This is a genomic window from Paenibacillus psychroresistens, assembly GCF_009728935.1.
Classification (GTDB): Bacteria; Bacillota; Bacilli; order Paenibacillales; family NBRC-103111; genus Paenibacillus_AC; species Paenibacillus_AC psychroresistens.
Genome location: NZ_CP034235.1, coordinates 6,053,865 through 6,075,685, shown reverse-complemented (window position 1 = coordinate 6,075,685; position 21,821 = coordinate 6,053,865). Strand labels below are relative to the sequence as shown.

Sequence of the window (21,821 nt, the reverse complement as noted above, 5' to 3'; positions counted from 1 at the left end):
TATGGGCGGTTTCTTTCCATTCTTTTAAGAAAGCATTTCACTATTATGCCAAAGTAACACATCCGCTTCACCTACAATATGATATGTCATGAAATCTAAAGAGGTGAGCCAATGGCAGTCGTAAAAGGCAGGAAACAGGATATTGATATGTTGGCAAGGTTGCTTCGAGCTGAAGCTGAGACCGAAGGCGAAACGGGCATGCTTCTTGTTGGAAATGTTGGCATTAACCGAATAAGAGCGGACTGCTCCGATTTTAAAGGAATCCGGACAATTCCCCAAATGATCAACCAGCCGCATGCGTTCGAAGCATTGCAACATAGTACGTACTATCAAAATGCAAGAGAGAGGGAACGCCGTCTGGCACAACGGGCAGTGAATGGGGAGCGGAGTTGGCCAGCTGAATTCTCCCTATGGTATTTCCGTCCAGGAACGTTCGAAAATCCGGGACCTTGTCCACCAACTTGGTATAATCAGCCGTTCGTAGGACGATGGAAGAAGCACTGTTTTTATCAACCGACCACGGAAGAATGTGAAAATGTATATAATACGTTTTAATTTTATTAACGAAAAGAGCTCAGGATCTCTCAACCTGACTTGTCGCGGTCATTACTCGGAAACTTTTTAAGCCCGCCAACTAGAGAGGCGGGTTTTCTGACTTTAGCTTTATGTTTTTAAACAACTTTATTATCATACAACAGAGTTAGCAATTAATTATGGATGATTGACCCATTGGCTCATCCAATTCGTTTGATCAGGGGTGAATTTGGATGAAGGATATATAGCTGCATTTCTGCCGATAAAGTTGCTCCACCAGAAAATTCCTGCTCCGTAAACGTTGGCTCCGCCGGTGATAGCTGCATTAATTCCTTCAGCAGCTTTGAGCAAGCTTTCAATAGCTGGATTGTGATAGACAACACCGTCTTCTGCAGTTTTCATCTCATAGGACGGCATTGTAGGCACCAGCTGGGATCTAACGCCTCCAGGTCCAGTATTACCAATTGCTGTGCTGTATCTGCTGATTTCATTCGTCCAGAATGTCTTGAAGGTTGCAGCAGTGGTAACGTCTGATCCCCAGCCCATTTGATCGTACATCATCGGATTCATCATATTCACAATAGCGGCTACTTGTCCGATGTAGGTATTAGTCCATTGGTAAGTTGTTACTCCGCTATAGGGTGGGTCTGCCGGTGTCGATATGGAATAGTAGGCATTGCCTGCTAATGCATTGTTGCGCAAGTATTGAAGGGTGCTTAATAATGTAGTGTCATTGGTCATGAAGCCTTCCCAATCCAGATGCACGCCATCTGCTTTGTAGAAGGTTCCGGTTCCTCCGATTTGTACTCCGACATTCACCAAAGTATGGATAATTGCATTCACATTTGAATTAAAGGTTGCTGTTCCAAAGTTTGGATTGCTTACTTTGACGCCACTAACACGTGTAAACCGATTGCTGTAGTTAAGACCGATAATAATCTTCTGATTAGGGTCAGTTAACTTGGAATTTTTGATCCATGTTGCTAATCCCGCATAACCGGAGGCAGGTAAAGTACCATTGGTTGAAGTGCTGGAATTCACTAGCAGACCGATATCCGCAATCTGATATTTGATTTTGTTAGCTGCGAGTTCATTTACATAGGTAGTAATATTCGCTGCGCTTTGCGCCGTAGCAAACCACGCGGAATCAAGGAATGCTAAGTTTTCCAAATGGCAATTGGAGGAACAACCTCCGGCTGCATTTGTAGTTATATTTAACGCTGAGCTCGCGGCGGACACATTGCCTGCGGCATCTTTTGCCTTGACTGTGAAAGCATAGGCTGTGCTAGCCGTTAATCCGCTGATTGTTGCTGAAATTCCGGATACATTTACTGGTGAAGCTCCGTTTTTATACACATCGTAGCTCGTTACGCCAACGTTATCGGTGGAAGCGGTCCACGATAAATTTACGCTGGTTGCCGTTTTGGAGGGGGAAGCTAAGCTTGTTGGTGCAGTAGGTGCTGTAGTATCACTACCCCCACCGCCACCATTATTATAGACTTCGAGCTCGAAAATTTCATAATTGACATCAGCTTTAGCAGTCATGTACACCCTTACATATTTAGCGCTGGTTGCTGTAAATGAGGCAGTTGTTGTTCCGCCTGAACCAGCTGTAGTTTTATATTTATCAATCCATGTGGAAGCATCTGTAGAGGTTTGGATTTTAAAGGAAGTTGCATAAGTATATTGAGGCCATTTAATAACGACAGTGTCTATGGTCTGCGAAGAAACTAAATCAACATAAAGCCAAGAAACAGCTTCGGCGGTTGCACTAACCCAACTAGTTACGGTGGCATTTCCATCAACTGCTTTAAGCCCAGCATAATCGGTACCCAATACAGAAGAAGTTGTAACAGCTTTACTTAGAGCAAGATTGGTAGCTGCAAAACCAATTTGAGGCAGTATGGCAGTGACAAGACAAAAGGACAAGAGAACCATAAGCAAAGATCTTTTAGTTTGTATTCTGAACATCTCGATAACCTCCATTTAAGTTAATCTGTTGCAGAACTAATCCATGCGTGAACGGATAAACACAATCCCCATAAAACCCGTCTGTCAAACTCCTTTTATTGTATTTGCTGAGACTTCCACCTCCAGAAAAATGTAAAATAATCGCCGGAACCGTTTGAATTATATTAATAATTCCATTGTTTATATTAATATAGTAGCAAAGATATTGAATTGTCAATCATATAATTATGCTGCGGATTTTTAAATTGAAATGATGAGATAAAGAGCACGAAACATCACTGTTGACAAAGAAAATAACTTCTAATACTATTAATTAGTATAATGGAATTAATAATTAAAAATACTTTATTCGGGGTGGATTATGAATAAAAAATTATTAACGGTTTTGCTTTTAATTTGCTTAATGCTCCAATTGGTTACTGTTTCTAGTTCAGCAAGTGCGGATGGTGTAAATCTCGTAGCAGATGGCGGATTTGAATTGGGGGGAGCGAACTGGGAGGATTGGGGATTAACGACTATTGTAACCGACCAGGTGCACGGCGGCAGCAAGGCGGCCAAGATTGGAACAGGAGGCCAGGAAGATGAAGGCGGGATGGCCTGGTACGTGGATGACGTAAGCGGCGGCCAAACCTTTACTATTTCGGGCTGGGGGAAAACAACTCTAGGCGAGACAGCTATAATTGGAGTGAAGAGCTTGAACGGCCCAGCGATCGCAGGAAGCACGGCGACCTTAACTTTTACGGGACAAGCCTATGAGCAGAAGTCCATTTCCTATACTGCGGCTGCAGGGGCGACACAGCTATTGATTTATATTTATAAAAATGGAGGGGCAGGCTACGCTTACCTAGATGATATCAGTGTGAATTTGGAAACCGCGACAACACCGACATCAACACCAACGCCACTAGGTCCGACGCCAACACCAATAGCGAGCGAGCCAACACCTACTCCTGCGAACCCGCATAATCATGCTTATTTGCCAGAGGATTGGTTTTTTAATCCCCAATCGGACCAAGCTATTTTTAATCGTGTTAATCAGTTGAAGGATTATTCGATTGAATATCAGTTTGCCAACATCGGAAGCTTGAAAGCGGATGGTACACTGAATAGTACGCAAAGTGAGGAATTGGGCCATTGGATTAAAGTATCGCATGAGGCGGATCCGAACCAGAAGGTGATAGCTTGGATTAATGGAAATACGGAAACGCATTTGCATGTAGGAACCGAGCAGGAAAAAGCGGCGATGCATACGACAATTATTAATTCTCTGAAAAATATGATTGATACAGGATACTTATATAAGGGTACCTATTATAAAGTGGATGGCATACAGTTCGATATTGAACCGCTTCGCGCTACCTGGAAGGATGATCCTGATTTAGTGGTTTTATTGCAAGGTATTAGAGACGCTGTTGGGCCTAATGTTCACTTGTCAATTGCAACACCTGCTTGGGACAGCGTATGGTCTAATGAGTATATAACTAGAATCTCCAATATCATGGATATGCTTAATCCGATGATCTATGATGCTGTAGGTCCAGACAGCTGGAAGCCTTATGTGGTTCAAACTCCAGAGGAGTATCAAGCCTTATGGAAGAGTACGGCTTTAAGATATAGCGCAGCTATTGGTGCAAGCGACAATCCAGATTGTCAGTATGCTCCGATCATGGCTGCTTATGATACAAAGGGGTACACAGAAACTAATCCTAACGATCCGGAATTCGGAAAATTTATTAAATATCACGATCCCTTTATCGAGAACATATATAATGCAGCAAAAGGTTTAAAACAAGCAGTTGCAGAAGGTGCTAATGTATATGGATCCGGAATTTTCTGGTGGGGTACGTTTATTATGACAAATCCAGATCCACGGGATAACCAAGATTATAGCCATGCTCGGAATTGGTGGATTACGGATTGGGTAAGAAATGGAGAATCAACAGACCTTCCAGCAGCTATTCCAACGCCTCCGCCAACAGTGCTAGGCGCGAATATTGTCCAAAACGGCAGCTTCGAATCAGGTACATCGATTTGGGAGGATTGGGGATTTGTCAATTTAGTACCTACAGAGGTTCAGGGCGAGGGTATGAATGCGGCTCAAATAGGTCTTGAAGAAGGTGGTATGGGCCAGCTTATTACAGGCGTTGGCGAAGGGGTCCACTTTACATTATCGGGCTGGGGTAAGATAGATAATATAGGGGATGAGGCCATTATTGGAATTGATTGTTTAAACAATAATTTAGGAACAGGTGGAGCCAACAAAATAGCGGGCGGGAAATTTTTCATTAAATTTAGTGACACCGAATATAGCTTGAAAACTCTACAGTTCACAACTGTTCCGGGCACAACCAAAATTCAAGTGTATATCTATAAAGAATCCACAGCTGGAGGTTATGTATATGTGGATGGAATAAGTGTGGAACAGGTAAAATCAGCATTTCCTGAAGCAAGCAGCATTACTGTGGCCAATAATCGGGTTACAGCAGATTATGTTCAAGTATCCGGATTAACTGCCAAAGATGTAGTTAAAGTCTATTCTGCTGGAGCGGAGTTGCTGGGCACATCTGACCCGGTGATCAATGGACAAACAGCGGCCGAGGTTACTATAGCCCAATTAGGAATATCTGCGGGCAGTGTATGGGTAAGTGTAACTAGTGATGGGAAAGCGGAGAGTGCGAAAACGGCAAAAAATTACTTGGTCGAGCCGTCAGAGGTAGTTAAAAACGATACACCTAAGACTGAGCCGACAGCTACTCCAGTGCCAATAGCAACTGCATCGCCTGAATTAGTCCCTACATCACCATTATTGCCAGCTTCCGTTAGTATGGATCTATCTGCGAACGTAACAAAGAAAGAAGTTGCAATTGACGGAAAAGTAACCACAAAAGTAGCTTTGGATGCGGAAAAGCTAAGTGCTGCTTTCCAGCAGCTAATAAATAAAATTGAAAATAACCAAGGTAATAATGCTGCGCCAATCATTACTATACAGATAGAAAAAATGGAAGGGGCTTTGAAGGTTGAATTACCTGCTAGTATTTTGTCAGAGGCGAAAAAGAACTTACCCAATGTGATTGTATTTATTCATTCTGAAGCTGGAAGCTATTCTCTTCCGTTAAGTGTGATTGATGTAAACTCGCTTGCTAAGAGCTTGGGTACAACGGATTCGAACGTTACTATCTCTATCCTTATTCAACAGATGGACTTAGAAGTTAACGAACAAATAAGGAAATTCGCTAATAATTCCGGCTTAATTCCACTGGCTGCAGCGGTAGAGTTTAAAGTTAGTGCTGAAGCAGATGGAAAAATAATAGAAATAAATAATTTTGGCACAACGTATGTAGAAAGAAGCATTGTTGTAAAAGCAGCAGTAGATCCCATCAAGGCATCGGGAGTTTTATACGATCTGACAACCGGCAAGCTTACTTTTGTTCCGACTCAATTCCATAAACGGGATGACGGCAGTACTGAAATTGTGTTTAAGCGTAATGGCAATAGTATTTATACGGCTGTTTCTAATAGCAAGTCCTTTGAGGATATTAGCGAGCATTGGGCAAAGGCAGATATTGAACTGCTTGCTTCGAAGCGGATTGTAAATGGAGTAAATGACTCAAGCTTCGCTCCGGAAAATGCTATTACAAGAGCAGAATTCCTTGCATTGCTTGTTCGTTCGTTAGGTCTGACTGACTTCGGGGTTTCAGCCTCATTTACAGATGTTAAAGACTCTGATTGGTTCGCAGGTATAGTTAGCGCAGCGATTCAAGCCAAATTAGTCATTGGATACGAGGATCATAGCTTTAAACCAAACGCTAAAATTACAAGGGAGCAAATGGCAGTTATGATAACCAGAGCTTTTACTGCTATGGGGAAAGGAGAAGAGAATATTATCGGAATGATGGATGATACTTTAGATCCTTCTGCTGTTGTGAAACGTGCCCAAGCAGTGGTCATGCTAAAGCGTTTTCTGCAGATTGCACAGTTTATCAATTAGATTCGCATCCTATAATATTCGGCACGCATAAGAATAACAAGGAAGCACCCGATGGGTGTTTTTTTGCGTTTCAGGCATTTGTTGGTCAGAAACCTTATAAAAAAAATCAAAACTCTTAGCTTTTAAGTGTTTCTTGCTTAAATCGCTAAATAACAAAAATAAGGTCAATTTATTGATAATCAGACCAATTTATTTTCAAGAAAAATCAAGTAGAATTCTATTTGTAAATGTATTTAGATTTGCTCTTTAAGCAGCAAGAATTTAGAAAGCTGGGAAGGAGGATAAATACTCATTGTTTAGGATCATAATTCGGTTTAATGATCTACCAGATTAAAAGGAGGAATTAATTTGAATAAGAAGTTTGGCTCTAAGTTGTTTTTTCTTGTAATCGTTTTCACAATGGTACTCTCGCTTTTGATTACTTCAGTACCTATCGAGCCGGTGAAAGCCGCTGTAAGTGGATTTGTCACTCGTTCAGGCAGTCAGCTCCTGCTAAATGGGCAACCGTTTCGTTTTGGGTCGACGAATATATATTGGTTAGGGTTGGATGAAAATGTACCAGCGAATACGATTGATTTTCCTACTGCATTTCGTGTAGATGATGCCTTGGAAACTGTCAAAGAGATGGGCATTCAAGTTGTACGAAGCCATGCGGTAAATTCATTTGGGTGTGCAAAATGTATTATGCCAACCCTTGGAGTCTATAATGAAGCAGCTTTCGTAAAGCTTGATTATGCAATCAAATCAGCAGGGGATCATGGGATTCGCTTAATTTTGCCAGTAGTTGATCAATATAATTATTATCACGGAGGAAAGAAATCGTGGTCGGTTAAATTCTTTGGTTATCCAGACGATGGTCTTAATTATGGAGGATACGAGTTTTATAACAAACGTGAAATTATTGACGCCTTCAAACTGTATATAAATGCAGTATTGAACCGAACTAATACTTATACAGGCATCAAGTATAAAGATGACCCGGCGATTATGGCTTGGGAAACCGGGAATGAGCTAGGCTGGTATGATAATAAAGCCGCCGAGAGAGCATGGACTCTAGAGATTGCAGATTATATGAAGAGTCTCGATTCCAACCATCTTGTTGTAGATGGCACTTATGGGGTTGAGGATGATCACTTAACGATCTCAAGCATTGATATCTTCTCGGATCACTTCTATAACTGGCCGGCTGTCGGCAGCTGCTGCAAAGGATTATCAGTCACCGCATTGAACGCTCAAGCCACTAAGGTTGGCAATGCAGGCAGGGTTATGTATGTCGGTGAATATGCTTGGAATTATGAAGCACAAGGAACCATGGTGAATTTCCTTACCGCTATCGAGAATAACCCCATAATAGTCGGTGATGCGCCTTGGGCTATGTTTGGTCACAGTGATATCAATGGTTATGTACAACACGGAGACCCTTATACCATTCATTACCCTGGCGATACTACAGATATGCGTACTAAGATGCAGCAAATGCGTACGCATAATTACAAAATGCAAGGCATATTGACACCGCCGGCTCATGGCATACCGGGTGCGCCATTAATCACAGGCTATCAAACGACTGGCAGCAATTATAAATTAACCTGGAGAGGTTCGGTCCCATCGGATAAATATTCAGTTGAGCGTTCTACGGCAGGCAGCAGCGGTCCTTGGACAGTTGTTTGCAACCAATGTGCTACAGATAATAATACTCCTTGGACGGATTCAACTTCGACTGCAGGTATCTCCACTTGGTATCGTGTGAAGGGTTTTAATCTTTCACTAGTGGCAGGAGCCTATTCCAATGTATTTGCAATTTCGGGTACTCCGGTCCCTGCTCCAGGCAGTTTCACGGAATCTGCACCATCAGGGGGAACAACCAATGTTAGTGTTACCCCAACCTTCAGCTGGGGAGCTTCCTCCAATGTAAGCAGCTATTCACTTGTTGTTGCGGATAATAGCGCCTATACCAGCCCAACTATTAATATCACTGGATTGGCCGCAAATAATTATACCCCTGCGGCAGCGCTTGCTTACAATAAAACCTACTATTGGAAGGTTATCGCTGTCAATGGAACTGGATCAACAACAGCTACCAATGCGGGAATTTCATTCACAACTTTGGCTCAACCAGCCATACCGGGGGCTTTCACACAATCCTCCCCAGCCAGTGGATCAACTAATCAGTCCACAACTCCTGCCTTTACCTGGGGAACAGCTTCTGGTGCTAGCAGCTATTCGTTAGTAGTGGCAAACAATGCTGCCTTTACGAGCCCGATTATTAATGCCAGTGGATTGACCAATACAAGCTACACTCCATCCACTTCATTGGCTTATAATACAGCTTATTATTGGAAGGTTACTGCGCTTAACGCTACAGGCTCCAAAGTTGCCACCAATGCGGGGATCAGCTTTACAACGGGTGTTCAGCCAGCGGCTAACCTGATTGACAATTATGAAGGATATGGAGGCTCCAACTCATCCCTTCAAGCAGCGTATATAAGGAATACGTCTGGGAATGCAGTAACCACTACCTTGGATACAACGAATAAAAATGAGGGTACTTACGGAATGAAGGTTGCTTATACGATTGGTTCACCCAATTTTGCTGGTATTGTTCATACTTTAGGCAGCGCAAATTGGTCAGGACAGAACGGCATTAGCTTCTGGTTGAAGCCGGATGGTTCCAATCGTCAATTAACGGTTCAATTCAAAGAGAGCAGCGGTGAAATCTGGGAAGCTTACTATACGCTCACTGGAACTACGGCAGCAACTGTAGGCTTGCTATTCAACGGCTTTCAACATCCTAGCTGGTACAGCGGCGGCAACGGCGTCATTGATCTAGGGGCCATTACCGAATTCAATTTATATGTTAATCAAGGTGCGGGTGCTACAGGAAGCAGTACTTTGTACTTTGATTCTATCACTACTGCTAACCTCACTGCTCCTCCAGTCAATACGATTGTAGATAATTTTGAAAGCTATGGCGGTTCCAATGCTTCGCTACAGTCGGCTTATATTAGAAACGCTTCGGGTAATGCTATGACACCGACATTGAATACAACAAACAAGTCAGAAGGCGCTTATGGGATGCAACTGGCATATACAATGGGAACTCCGAGTTATACAGGTGTCACTCGTGGCTTATCTGGCCAAAATTGGTCTGGCAAAACAGGGATTCAGCTTTGGCTGAAACCAGACGGCTCCAACCGTCAATTGACCATTCAATTTAAAGAAACGGGCAGTGGCGAGACCTGGGAAATCTATTATACTTTAGCGGGCACAACGGCGGTTACCTTAACTTTACCGTTTAGTACCTTTCAACACCCGAGCTGGTATACGGGAGGGAACAGCGTTAGAGACCTTGCAGCTATTGGAGAATATAGCATCTATGTCAACCAAGGATCTGGTATTGCGGGCAGCAGCTCGATTTATCTAGATGCTGTCACTTTGTACTAAAATATGAATTAGGCTGCTCCTAAGTTGGTTCTTAACTTGGAGCGGCCTTTTTATTTCCCAAAAATAATTCCATAGATCCAAAAAAAATTATAGTTTTTGAAGATCAGTCCATTTCCAATGTAGGAAAAATCTAGTATAGTTTTTTATGGATGCGCTTTCGAATTGTTCGGGAGAGGAATGGAAGTAATGAAAAAAGGCAAGCGACTGGAATTGTTGAGGTTCTTTTACCCAACCGGAATGACTATGCAATGGAAGCTTATTGTCGTTTTTATTTTTCTGATTACCATCCCAATTATCACAACCAGCTATATTTCTTATGAGAATTATGTACGCTCCATAGATAATAATACCCGTAAGTATGTCGGAGAGAGCATTGTCAACATGCAAAGCAAGCTGGACGATCATGTTAATGACATGCAGTTTATTTCCAAAATACCGCTTTATTCTATTTTGATGCAGCAGTATTTGGCTGAGAATCATATGGATCTTGAGATTCAGCGGCAAATGGACTTTTATATTGATTTGATGAACAACGTCCGCAAGGATTTATATACCGTATATATCTTTAACAATTCAGGCAATGTGTTCTATCGCTTGAGAACGGATTCAGTCCGCAGTGATTTAATGTCGCATTATAAAGAGTGGAGCACCAAAGCCAAGGAGGTCAGCGGGGATCCTGTATTGATTAGCACACAGGAGTTACCTGAAGGAACTGGCAGCAGCCGCTATGTGTTCACATTAGTCAGAGATATTAAGGATATCAACACAAATATTTCGGTCGGTACTGTAGTGGTTGATGGCGGACTGGAAGTGATCGAGAATGTCGTACAAGAAATGAACGACGTTACGAAAGGAAAGACGCTGATCGTCGATCCGCATAATAATGTGATCTATGACAGTGATAAAAAGCTTATTGCCCGTAATATTGATGGTTATGAAGATTTAAGTAAAGTGGTCGATAAGAAGGGGAGCTTCAATACAATATTGGACGGTGAGCACTATATTTGCAATTATATCGTCTCAGCAAAAACAGGTTGGAAAATGCTCGTTTATGTTCCCGTTTATTATCTATATAAAGATGCTGTGTTGACACGTAATGTAACTTTGACAGCGACGGCGGGTATTATTATTTTTGCGTTGTTCTTTTCAATTGTGCTCAGCTTTACGATGACTAAACCGCTGCGCAAGCTAACCAAGCTGATGAAGCAGGTGCGAGGCGGTAATCTGGATGTTAGCTTTTTAGTGAAATTCAGAGATGAGGTTGGGGTATTAGGCAATGAATTTAATTTGATGTTACGGAGAATTAAAGAGCTGATCAATGAAATTTACACGATATCTTATCGGAGGAAAGAGGCGGAGCTGGAGGCCTTACAGAGTCAGATTAATCCGCATTTTATTTATAATACGCTGGAAACGATACGCATGAGAGCGGAAATTAACGATGATGATGAGGTTGCTGAGATGACGTTTACGTTAGGTAAGCTGCTGCGCTACAGTATCAATCTTAGCCGCGAGATTGTAACGCTCCAAGATGAGCTGAACCATCTGGAGCATTATGTCCAGCTGCTGCGCTGCCGGTTCAGTAATCGCTTTGAGCTTCATTACGAAATTCCAGAGGATTTGCTATCTTATCAAGTCATGAAGCTCACCTTTCAACCGATTGTTGAGAATGCGATTTTGCATGGAGTCGAAGGTATGGAAGCTATAGTGCAAATCTCATTTGTGGCTCGTGTAGAAAAGAATCAGATCATTTTTGTGATTCGAGATGAGGGTGTTGGCATTGACGAGCGGAGGCTCCAGCAATTACGGGATTCACTTCGCGGAGAAGCATCTGTTGGCGGAGCCAAGTCCGGAGTAGGCCTACGCAACATTAATCAAAGAATTAAGCTGCATTATGGCGAAATATACGGAATTGAAATTGATAGTCGTCCGGGCTTGGGTACGGAAGTTCGCTTATGTTTACCTTATCTGAAAGGTTGATGGCAATGCTGAGAATTATCATTATCGATGATGAAGAAACCATACGTATCGGGCTTGAAAAAATCATTACGAAAGCAAGAGCGGATTATTCCGTAGTCGGCACCTTCAGCAACGGTCGGGATGCTTTAGCTGAGCTGGCACGTCTGGAGCCGGACGTGGTTATTACCGATATCAAAATGCCGTATATGGACGGCCTGCAGTTTATTCAAGCGTTGAAAGAGCAAAGGCCGCTTGTGCGCTGCATTATTTTAAGTGGTTATAATGATTTTGATTATGCACGCCGATCCCTGCATTTTGGTGTTACGGATTATTTAATTAAGCCTGTCGATAAACAGGAGCTTTTTATAAATCTGGATCATATTACCGAAGCCATTGTTCGTGAAAGACTGGAAAGTGAACGGGAAATGCTGCAGGATCATAAAGCTAAGCGCAATGATTACTTGGAGCAAGAGATAGTTCTGCGTAAACGAATGCTAGGTGAGCTGCCTACTGTAGAAATGGATGCCTCAGATAAGGAAGAGATGGAAGACAAACAGCAGAATTTGCTGGAGGAAACGTACGTTGTGCTGGCTATGCGGGTTTCTGATAAGCTGATGTGCGAGTATCTTTTGGCGCAATTTCGCATCGGCAAGCTGAAAGAATGCGCAATTACCTCTATGGGGGAGCAAGCAATGGCAGTCCTATTATCGATTAATTCTAATGAGGATCCTTACACTCAAGTGCAAAGGTTCTGCTCCAAGCTAACAAGGGAGGTTCGGAGCCAGGGAGATCCCGAGCAAATTGGCATCGGCGTCAGTCAATTCTTTCAGAGTAAAGAGCAGCTGCAGCATGCTTATTCCGAAGCTCTGCAGGCGGTTCATTATAATATTTATCGTTTGGATACAGCGTATTTTTCTTTTTTTAAAGATGTGAAGCATAAAACGCTTGATCTGGCATTGATGACCAATCTGTTGGATCAGGAGCTAACACAAGCTTTGGAGCTAAGTAACCGTGAGGCTGTTCGCTTCTCCATGCAGCTGATATTCAAAGAACTGGAGCATATAAAGCCGACTTATGAAGAAGTTGTGCGTGTGCTGAGCAACATTTTCTACGTGGCTTGTATGCGTTGTGATGGTTTATCTAATGAGATAGCCCAATTGACAAAGCCCGATTTTAATATTTATGATTCGGTCAAACAATATTTAACGCTCAAACAGATGTGCAAGTGGCTCCTGGATTTATTGGATGACGCATTAAAGAATTTGGAGGAAAAGCGCCTAGGCTCTGGAAGTCGTGTAATTGAGACAGTCAAACAAATGCTTCATGCTCAATACAATCAAGAAATCGAATTGACTGAGCTCTCAGATATGGTTTTCCTCAACGCAAGCTACCTCAGTTTTTTATTTAAACAAGAAACCGGCCAGACCATCACACAGTATTTGCTCGAAATCCGCATGATGAAAGCCAAGGAGCTGCTTCGTGCGCGAATGGACTTGAAAGTATATCAAATTGGTGAATTGGTTGGTTATGCGGATGCGATGTATTTTAATAAATTGTTTAAAAAAACGATCGGTATTACACCCAAGGATTTTCGCAGCAGATAACAAAAAGAATACAAGAAACACAAATTCCCTACATTTGAAATGATTACTAATTATTCTATACTAACTCATGTAAGCGATATCACTTACAAAACTATTGAACCTAGGGGGAAGAACGATGAAGAAATGGTTGTCTATTATGGTGATAACTAGTTTGGCAATTACTATTTTGTCAGCATGCAGTAAGGAAGATAAGGAAAGTGCAAGATCAGGTACTCCTGTAAGCGTGAAAAGTACAGAGGCACCCGTTGAGGCTGTGAAAATACAAGGCAAGGTGACCTTAGCGACAAACCGCACCGATTTAATTGAAACAAATCTGAAGGAATATGCAGAGCAATTCCATGCTAAATATCCAGATGCTACCGTAGAGTTTCAGGCGATAAAGGATTACGATCAAACGATCAAAATTCGGATGGCTTCCAATGAATTGCCTGATATTATCTTGATCCCAGGTACAGTGAAAAACTCAGATTTGCCGACGTTCTTTGCACCTTTGGACGATCTAGGGCTAAACGACAGAATTTATTTTAAAGACAATCGCTCGTTGGATGGAAAGCTATACGGGATCTCATCCGGAAGCTCTGCAATGGGAATAACGTATAACAAAAAGGCCTTCCAGCTAGCTGGAATAACAGAAGTACCTAAGACGCTTGATGAATTTCTCGCAGCGTGTGAGAAGCTGAAAGCTAAGGGAATTATCCCGTTAGCCACCAACTTTAAAGATAAATGGCCTTTATATGGCTGGGATCAAGAAGCGTATGTTGTCACGGGAGATGCTGGTCTGCACAACAGTATGGCTAAACAGGAAGCTCCTTTTGCAGTAGACGGACCTCATTGGAAAGCGTTCTCTATCCTTAAGACGCTTGTAGATAAAGGGTATACCGAGAAAGATTTAATGTCGACGAATTGGGAAGCATCGAAGAAGGATGTTGCTTCTGGCAAGATGGCTATGTATCTATTAGGCAATTGGGTTGTTCCTCAGGTCATTGATAATGGATCAACAACAGAGGATGTTGGATTCTTCCCCTTGCCGCTTGATAACACTGGGAACGCAAAAGCCATTATTGCTTCGGATTATTTCTATGGCGTCAACAAGAAAAGCGCGAATTTGCCAGCTGCTAAAGCTTTACTGAAATGGATTGTGGAAGAATCAGGCTACTCTGACTTTGCAGGCTTTATTCCGGTGCTGAAGGATAAAAAACCAGTTCTTAAGCAGCTAGCGGATTTCATGGCTATGAACCCGACCATGATTGAAATGCAAGCAGATAACGACGAATACCTCGCGATAAGCAATAAAATGCAATTTGATACAAGCGCTTTCGCACAGGATGCCATTATGGGCGACGATATGAAAAAAGTATTTGCCGAATACGATAAAAAATGGCAGGATGCAAAGAAGTCTCTTGAAAAAAAATGATTGATGATAAAAGGCGTCGCCATTGAATGTGCGGCGCCTATTATTTACCCAGGACCTTATTCAACAGCAAAGAAGGGATAATTGATGTTCTCTTTACGTTATAAAGCGCAGAAAACGATGATTTTGTTTGCGTTTTTATTAGTTCCACTGCTGCTGCTGGCAACCTTCTCTTTTTATCCGGCCCTCTACTTGTTCTGGCTTTCCTTTACATCATGGGATGGGTACAGTCCAGCTAAGGCTTGGGTAGGTTTAGATAACTATAAAGAATTGTTTGCAAATCGAGAGCTTTTAGGTGTTTTTTCACATAATCTCTACTATTTATTTGGGGGGATTGTGCAAAATGTTCTCGCGCTTATGTTTGCTTTGCTGCTTAATATTAAATTAAAGGGACGCAATGCATTTCGGGTCATTCTATTGCTTCCCTATATTCTTAACAGTGTCGCCATCGCGTATATGTTTTCCTATGTTTACGATGCACAGTTCGGTTCGCTCAATAGTTTGCTGACGCTGCTCGGTATGGAGCATTTCATTACCAGCTGGTTGGGTAACAAACATATGGTCAATGTTTCTCTAGCTTTTATATCGGCTTGGAAGTATATGGGCTTCAATATGGTGATTTATTTAGGAGCGCTGCAATCCATACCAAGTGATTTATATGAAGCGGCCAGAATAGATGGAGCTAGTCGGAGCCAGTCCTTTCGCTACATCACTCTACCAAGTATCGGACCTGTTCTGGAGCTCAGTATGCTGCTTACTGTATCTGGTGCGCTTGAGGTTTTCGATCTTCCCTTTATTATGACAGGCGGAGGACCAGCAGGTGCAAGTGAGACCTTCGTGACCAAAACGGTGCAGACCGCATTTAACTTTAGTAACTATGGCCTTGCATCAGCGATGGGGGTCGTGCTTCTACTCATTGTGGTAACAGTGATCACGATTCAACGAAAGCTGATTCTGCGAGGAGGCAATGACAGATAATGAGCATCGAAACAGGAAGAGAATCTTTTGTGAAAATTGACAGAAAACAAGCTAAGCTTCCCCCTCGAAAAGCATTGAATCGGGAAAGCTTACTATATAACAGTATGGTTTATCTCTTGCTGTGTCTGGCTGCACTCGTTGTGCTTTTCCCACCGTATGTTGTTGTACTCAACGCGTTTAAAGGTAATGCCGAATATGCCAAGTCTGGTGTTTTTGATAGGCCTGATAGCTTCTTTTATTTGGAGAATTTTAGAAAAGTTCTAGAAATAGGCCATATGGGCAGAGCCTTCTTGAATACAGGCATTATTATGGTCGTAGCATTAATTGGCAATGTCATACTCGGCACTATGGTTGCTTATTCTTTGGGCCGCTTTCGCTTCAAGTTAAGACCTTATATTCTCGGAGCTTATGTTGCAGCTACACTCATTCCTACGGTGACGACTCAGGTTGCGACATTCTCAGTCATTAAGCATTTAGGTTTGTTTAATACGCATTTTGCCCCCATTCTTCTATATCTGGGCACGGATGTGATGCAAATTTATTTATATATGCAGTTTATTCGCAATATTCCCTATGACTTGGATGAAAGCGCGATGATTGAAGGGGCAAGTCTATTCTATATCTATCGTGTTATTATTTTTCCACTGCTGGCTCCCGCTACAGCTACCGTCATTATTCTCAAAAGCATTAGCATTTATAATGATATGTATATTCCCTACCTGTATATGCCGGAACAAAAGCTAGGGGTTGTCTCTACTTCATTAATGAGATTCGCAGGTGTGAACAGTGCGCAATGGAATTTAATCTGTGCTGCCTTGTTAATCGTACTAATCCCATCCATCTGCATATATTTATTGCTTCAGCGTTATATTTTCTCAGGAATTGTCAATGGCTCGGTAAAATAGAGGAGCATAAAAAACACTATAGAGGAGGCTTTAAGTAATGAGAAGAATAAAGGTTATTGCCGTCGGTTTGGCGGCCTTATTAGTAATGGGAACTTTCTTCACTACGCTGCCTGATCTTCGACCTGCAATTGCGCTTGCCGATACTAACACACCTAGTGTTTTTACGAATTTTGTTACCCGCTCGAGCGATAAATTAATGGCTGGCACTGGGGAATTTCGTTTCATTTCTGCAAACGTGCCGACTCTGTCGATGGTAGAAGACATCACTTGGCGGACACCAGATGCTTGGGAGCAGGAGGATGCATTCAAAACACTGGTTCAGATGGGGGCGACGGCAACAAGACCTTATGTATTCTCGGTTCGTAAAGTCGAAGATACTGCGGATATTCAACGTGCTGTTATGGCGCCAGGTGTATTTAACGAGGATGTATTCAAGGCATTTGATAAAATGCTTCAACTTGCCAATCAATATGGAGTCCGGATTATCGTCCCTTTTGTCGATCAATACCAATGGCAGGGCGGGATTGCTGAATATGCCGCGTTCCGGAATAAAAGCAAGGATCAATTCTGGACGGATGCGCAATTGATTACTGATTTCAAGACTACGATTTCCTATGTATTGAATCGAGTGAACACCTATACCGGAGTGGCTTACAAGGATGATCCGGCAATCATGGCATGGGAAACCGGCAATGAGCTTGTGCCCGCATCACAATTATGGACGCACAATATCGCAGCTTATATTAAAAGTATAGATTCTCATCATTTGGTGTTGGATGGCAAATACGGCATCGATGATGCCTCACTCGTTGATAATAGCATCGATATGGTTTCCAACCACTACTATCCCGATCATTATGCGGATTATGCCCTGCAGGTCAATTTGGATAAAGCTAAATCCTCGGGGTTAAAACCATTTATAGTGGGGGAATTTGGCTTTAAGCCTACTGCTGAAGTTGGGGCGTTTCTAGATAATGTAATCGAGAGCGGCGTCTCTGGAGCGATGATTTGGAGCTTGCGTTATCATAATCGCGACGGTGGTTTCTATCCGCATACGGAGTCTACCTATGGAGGAATCTTCTATGGCAGCTATCGTTGGCCGGGCTTTCCTTCGGGCAATGGCTTTGATGAGACTAATCTACTGCAAACTCTACGGACAAAAGCTTTTCAAATTCGGGGAATTAATCCAGCACCTCCGATTCCTGTACCGGAGGCACCGATTCTGTTACCGATTGAATTTGTTTCAACAATTGGGTGGAAAGGCTCTGTTGGCGCGAGCAGCTATATTGTGGAGCGGGCTGAGCAGGCGAACGGTGCTTGGACGGTTGTGGGACCTCAGGTATTTGATGCTGTGTCTACAGATACACAATTGTTCGATGATAGATCAGCGGTGACGGCTCAGACGTACTTTTACCGTGTGAAAGCAGTGAATAGCGCGGGCACTTCTGTTTATTCCAATGTCATAGGTCCAGTAGCTGCCAAGCATGTGATTCTCGACGAAATGCGTAACTATGAGAAAATGTATGACTACACAACAGATTTGGAATTAGATTCAAAGCGTGCAGCGGATTTTGGTGGTGACAGCTCGCGAGTAAAGGCTTTAAATACAACGATCGCACAATATGTCGAGTATGCTTTACCTATCGCGAATAGTGGGAGTCAGCCCGTTCAGGTAAAATCTGTTCATCTTGAATCCTATATAGATAAAACCAAACCATTAACGTCGTTCGTCATGGAGGCAACTACCGATGGCATAACGTATACTCCGGTTGTGGCAAGCGTGACGGATACAGCGGGCATATGGCTCAAGCGAGTTTATCAAACTGGAGCATTAGCGGTAGGTACGAAGACAATTCGGCTGCGTTATCCGACTGATTTGGCAGCTGGACAGCTGGGTCGTCTGCAAATTGAATATCAAACGGATGGTGGAGCGTTAACTTTTCCTGAGCCAATTCATCGCCAAATTATCTCCGACGGCTTGTTGACCGACGACTTCAACAATTTCATAAAAATGGATACACATTCTGCAAATCTCGGCTTTTTCTCTGATAACGAAGTTTATTTTGGCGGGGACATGAAAAGGCTGGGACGCACTTCGAATGCAAATGAAAGCTTTATATATAAAACGGGCGGAGATATGAATTATTTTCAATTCGTGATGTATGCAAGACAAAATCCAAATGATTATGTGCTGCCAGATTTTAAGTTTTATACGTCGATAGATGGATCAAGTTATCTTCCCTATTCGGATACTAGTAAGAAATCAACACCAGGTGACGGATATTGGACAAAAACGGAGTATACCGCCTTCAAGCTTCCTGCTGGTGTACGTTATCTGAAGCTGGAGTTCCCAGTAGTGCCAATTGCTTTTGCAGATCAAACGTGGAATCCGCAAGCAAGCCAGCTGCAGATCGGGGTTGGGAGTCTTAAACTAGACCCGCCACCAGGCTCGGCGCAATCAGCTTGGATTGATGATTATGAAAGCTATAGCGGCTCTAATGCAAATCTTCGTGCTGCTTATATGCTAAACCAGGATGGCTCCGCAGTGACGTTGTCACTCAATTCTGCTAATAAATCAAGCGGAAATTATGGAATGAAGCTTGAGACCAATCTAGAGCTAGGCTGGGGCGGCATGGAGAAAAATGTCTCAGGAGCTAATTGGTCAGGCAACACGGGCATTGAATTATGGGTAAATCCAGGCGGTGCTGATGTGGGTATTTCCATCCAATTCACAGAAAGCGTTGATACAGCTGGAGAAGTATGGAAGGCAGCGAGACGAATTAGCGGCAATACTCCTGTTTTAATCAAAATTCCTTTCAGTGAGTTTACAATTCCGGATTGGTGGTTGAATTCACATCCTACAGTTGGAAACCGTAAACCCGATCTGAATACCCCAGTGTCCTTTGGGCTTTATTTGGACGGAGCAGCAGGTGCTAAGACGATGTACATGGATGCCATTAAGCTTTATCGGGATCCGACAATTGATCGTTTTGAAACATACGATGGAGATAATGCGAAGCTCCGTGCAGCTTATACACGCAACACAAGTGGAGATGATATAACACTTACTCTTGATACTCGTAAGAAGAATGATGGCAGTTATGGTTTGATGATCGACTACAATTTAACCGATGCCAAAGGATTTGCCGGTGTCACCAAAGATTTGCACAGCATCAATTGGCTGGGAATGAACGGAATTCGGCTGTGGGTGAAGCCAGATCGGAAGAATCAGGATTTGACCTTGCAAATTCGCGAAACGGGAAGCGAGTATTGGGAAGCTAAGCTGCAGCTTTCAGGTAAAGATGACCAGCTAATAGAGATTCCATTCCATGCCTTCCATAAGCCAGCTTGGGCTCCGCAGGATAATGGGAAGCTTGATCTTGCGTCTGTCTCCGAGTTCTCCATCTACGTGGATAAAGGCAGCAAGAATAAGGGGAAAGGCACGATTTATGTAGACTCGATCGAGGCTGCGACTATCGGAGCTATCGACAATTTTGAGACCTATCAAGGATCTAATACCGCTGTTGCCGGCGATTATGTGCGTAATTCTTCTGGAGATCCGGTTTCGGTCACATTGGATGCCAAGCATAATAATGAAGGTAACTATAGCTTGAAGCTGGCGTATTCACTTACTAACACTCTCGGATATGCCGGGGTAACGAAGCAGCTTGGTCTGATGGATTGGAAATCAGCCGGTTATAATGCTCTGCAGTTTTGGATTGAGCCGCCAGACAAAACGGGCCATGTGTTCACGCTGCAATTTAAAGAGGCTGACGGCGATCAATGGGAAGCACAGGTTAGCATGGATGGTAAAAGCAAAAAACCGTTGTTAATTCAAGTGCCTTTCTCAGGCTTTGGGCGTTCGTTATGGTCAACTGGCGACGGTAAGCTTGATTTGACCTCAGTCACAGAATACTCCCTGTATGTGAATAAGAAAAACGGTGTTAGCGGCAGCTTTGTGCTCTATATCGATGAAGTTAAGTTGGCTAAGATTGCGGTGCTAGATAATTTCGACTTTTACGATGGTGATTCGGAGCTTGTGGCTGCTAAGGCTTATACACCAAATCCTTTTGGCGGAAGCATAATCATGCGACCGCAAACGGAGTTTAAGCAGGATGGCAAATACGGGTTAAAGTATGATTACGAGCTGCCTTCCAATTCAACCAACTTTGCCGGTGCAACGAAAACGCTAGGGTCAATGAGCTGGGAAGGGTACAAGGGCTTAAATCTCTGGTTGAAACCGGATGGGTCCAATCGTAAGCTGGTGATCCAGTTTAAAGAAGCGGACGGCGAAACCTGGGAGCAATATGTGCAACTAACTGGCAAGACAGCAAAAAATCTGTCGTTTAATTTTAGTGGATTCGTACATGCTCCGTGGAACACGGCAGGCAATGGTACACTTGATCTTGGTTCCATCTCCGAGTATTCCTTGTATGTAAACCAGGATCTTGGAACAATAGGGAAAGGAACGCTATATTTTGACGAAATAGCTTTGTTTAAGAACAAGCCTTAATCCTGCTGCCAGAAAAGCATCTCAAAGGTAAACTTTATTAAAGCTGAGACCCCTTACTGAGTAAGGGTCCTCAGCTTTTGTTGAGAGAGTATACAATAAGTCGTTTTGTACAGCGTACTAAGCCTGAAAAATTGCTACCTGGAAAACCTCCCGTTAATATTGCATTAAATGACCATTGGAGATCATGACTCCTACCGCTCAGATGATTTAGATGGATTTTCTCCCGTTAATAAATGGAATCAGGTTTGTTTTTAAGATTTAGATGGATTTCCTCCTGATAATTCAGCGGAAATAGCCTTGAAACAGCTAAAAACACTTTTTACATGGAGTTTTTCCAGTTATTTACTGAATTTACCCGAATAATGCAATATTAACGGGAGGAATTCCAGTTAGAGCAACATTAATGTGCGATTATTCGCAAAATATCTCTGGAGAATGGATTTTGTGAAAGTAAAAAGTAACTTAGGTGCTAGGAGTCCATGTTTTTGAGGCTCGAGGTGCGGCAAGCCTTTTT

The 21,821-nt window shown here is 42.8% G+C and carries 10 protein-coding genes; 9 read left to right on the top strand and 1 reads right to left on the bottom strand.

Going from position 1 to position 21,821, the window contains the following annotated elements; genetic code table 11:
• Positions 1-111: 111 nt before the first annotated feature.
• The gene (locus EHS13_RS27605; RefSeq protein ID WP_155703470.1) at positions 112-555 is read left to right on the top strand and encodes a cell wall hydrolase; all 444 of its coding nucleotides are present in this window, start codon (positions 112-114) and stop codon (positions 553-555) included.
• Between the two features lie 156 nt (positions 556-711).
• Here EHS13_RS27605 and EHS13_RS37410 read toward each other — a convergent pair whose 3' ends face one another.
• Positions 712-2,505, bottom strand: a complete 1,794-nt coding sequence (locus tag EHS13_RS37410; RefSeq protein ID WP_162463282.1) for a galactose-binding domain-containing protein — start codon at positions 2,503-2,505, stop codon at positions 712-714.
• A 361-nt stretch (positions 2,506-2,866) separates the two neighbouring features.
• Between EHS13_RS37410 and EHS13_RS27595 the strand changes: the two genes are divergently transcribed.
• The 8 genes from EHS13_RS27595 (at position 2,867) to EHS13_RS27560 (ending at position 21,307) form a co-directional block, all read left to right on the top strand.
• On the top strand, positions 2,867-6,493 hold the full coding sequence (locus EHS13_RS27595) for an S-layer homology domain-containing protein (protein WP_155703468.1): 3,627 nt from the start codon (positions 2,867-2,869) through the stop codon (positions 6,491-6,493).
• 348 nt (positions 6,494-6,841) lie between these two features.
• Positions 6,842-9,937, top strand: a complete 3,096-nt coding sequence (locus tag EHS13_RS27590; protein WP_155703467.1) for a carbohydrate binding domain-containing protein — start codon at positions 6,842-6,844, stop codon at positions 9,935-9,937.
• A gap of 186 nt (positions 9,938-10,123) precedes the next feature.
• A complete protein-coding gene (locus tag EHS13_RS27585) occupies positions 10,124-11,917 on the top strand; it encodes a cache domain-containing sensor histidine kinase (RefSeq protein ID WP_162463281.1) in 1,794 nt (597 codons plus the stop codon).
• Complete coding sequence (locus tag EHS13_RS27580) at positions 11,893-13,500, top strand: response regulator (protein ID WP_155703465.1); 1,608 nt, start codon at positions 11,893-11,895, stop codon at positions 13,498-13,500. Before EHS13_RS27585 ends, EHS13_RS27580 begins: the two co-directional genes overlap by 25 nt.
• A gap of 115 nt (positions 13,501-13,615) precedes the next feature.
• Positions 13,616-14,914 carry an ABC transporter substrate-binding protein gene (locus EHS13_RS27575; protein WP_155703464.1) on the top strand — a complete coding sequence of 433 codons (1,299 nt, stop codon included), beginning with the start codon at positions 13,616-13,618 and terminating at the stop codon, positions 14,912-14,914.
• A gap of 84 nt (positions 14,915-14,998) precedes the next feature.
• Positions 14,999-15,889 carry a carbohydrate ABC transporter permease gene (locus tag EHS13_RS27570; protein WP_155703463.1) on the top strand — a complete coding sequence of 297 codons (891 nt, stop codon included), beginning with the start codon at positions 14,999-15,001 and terminating at the stop codon, positions 15,887-15,889.
• A 74-nt stretch (positions 15,890-15,963) separates the two neighbouring features.
• A complete protein-coding gene (locus tag EHS13_RS27565; protein WP_405083595.1) occupies positions 15,964-16,794 on the top strand; it encodes a carbohydrate ABC transporter permease in 831 nt (276 codons plus the stop codon).
• Between the two features lie 37 nt (positions 16,795-16,831).
• Positions 16,832-21,307, top strand: a complete 4,476-nt coding sequence (locus EHS13_RS27560) for a CIA30 family protein (protein WP_155703462.1) — start codon at positions 16,832-16,834, stop codon at positions 21,305-21,307.
• The last annotated feature ends 514 nt before the right edge of the window (positions 21,308-21,821 follow it).

Excerpts from the sequence above, each read along its gene's own strand:
- EHS13_RS27575 (WP_155703464.1), top strand. The coding sequence starts at position 13,616 with ATGAAGAAATGGTTGTCTATTATGGTGATAACTAGTTTGGCAATTACT.
- EHS13_RS27585 (WP_162463281.1), top strand. The coding sequence starts at position 10,124 with ATGAAAAAAGGCAAGCGACTGGAATTGTTGAGGTTCTTTTACCCAACC.
- EHS13_RS27595 (WP_155703468.1), top strand. The coding sequence starts at position 2,867 with ATGAATAAAAAATTATTAACGGTTTTGCTTTTAATTTGCTTAATGCTC.
- EHS13_RS37410 (WP_162463282.1), bottom strand. The coding sequence starts at position 2,505 with ATGTTCAGAATACAAACTAAAAGATCTTTGCTTATGGTTCTCTTGTCC.
- EHS13_RS27580 (WP_155703465.1), top strand. The coding sequence starts at position 11,893 with ATGTTTACCTTATCTGAAAGGTTGATGGCAATGCTGAGAATTATCATT.
- EHS13_RS27560 (WP_155703462.1), top strand. The coding sequence starts at position 16,832 with ATGAGAAGAATAAAGGTTATTGCCGTCGGTTTGGCGGCCTTATTAGTA.
- EHS13_RS27570 (WP_155703463.1), top strand. The coding sequence starts at position 14,999 with ATGTTCTCTTTACGTTATAAAGCGCAGAAAACGATGATTTTGTTTGCG.
- EHS13_RS27605 (WP_155703470.1), top strand. The coding sequence starts at position 112 with ATGGCAGTCGTAAAAGGCAGGAAACAGGATATTGATATGTTGGCAAGG.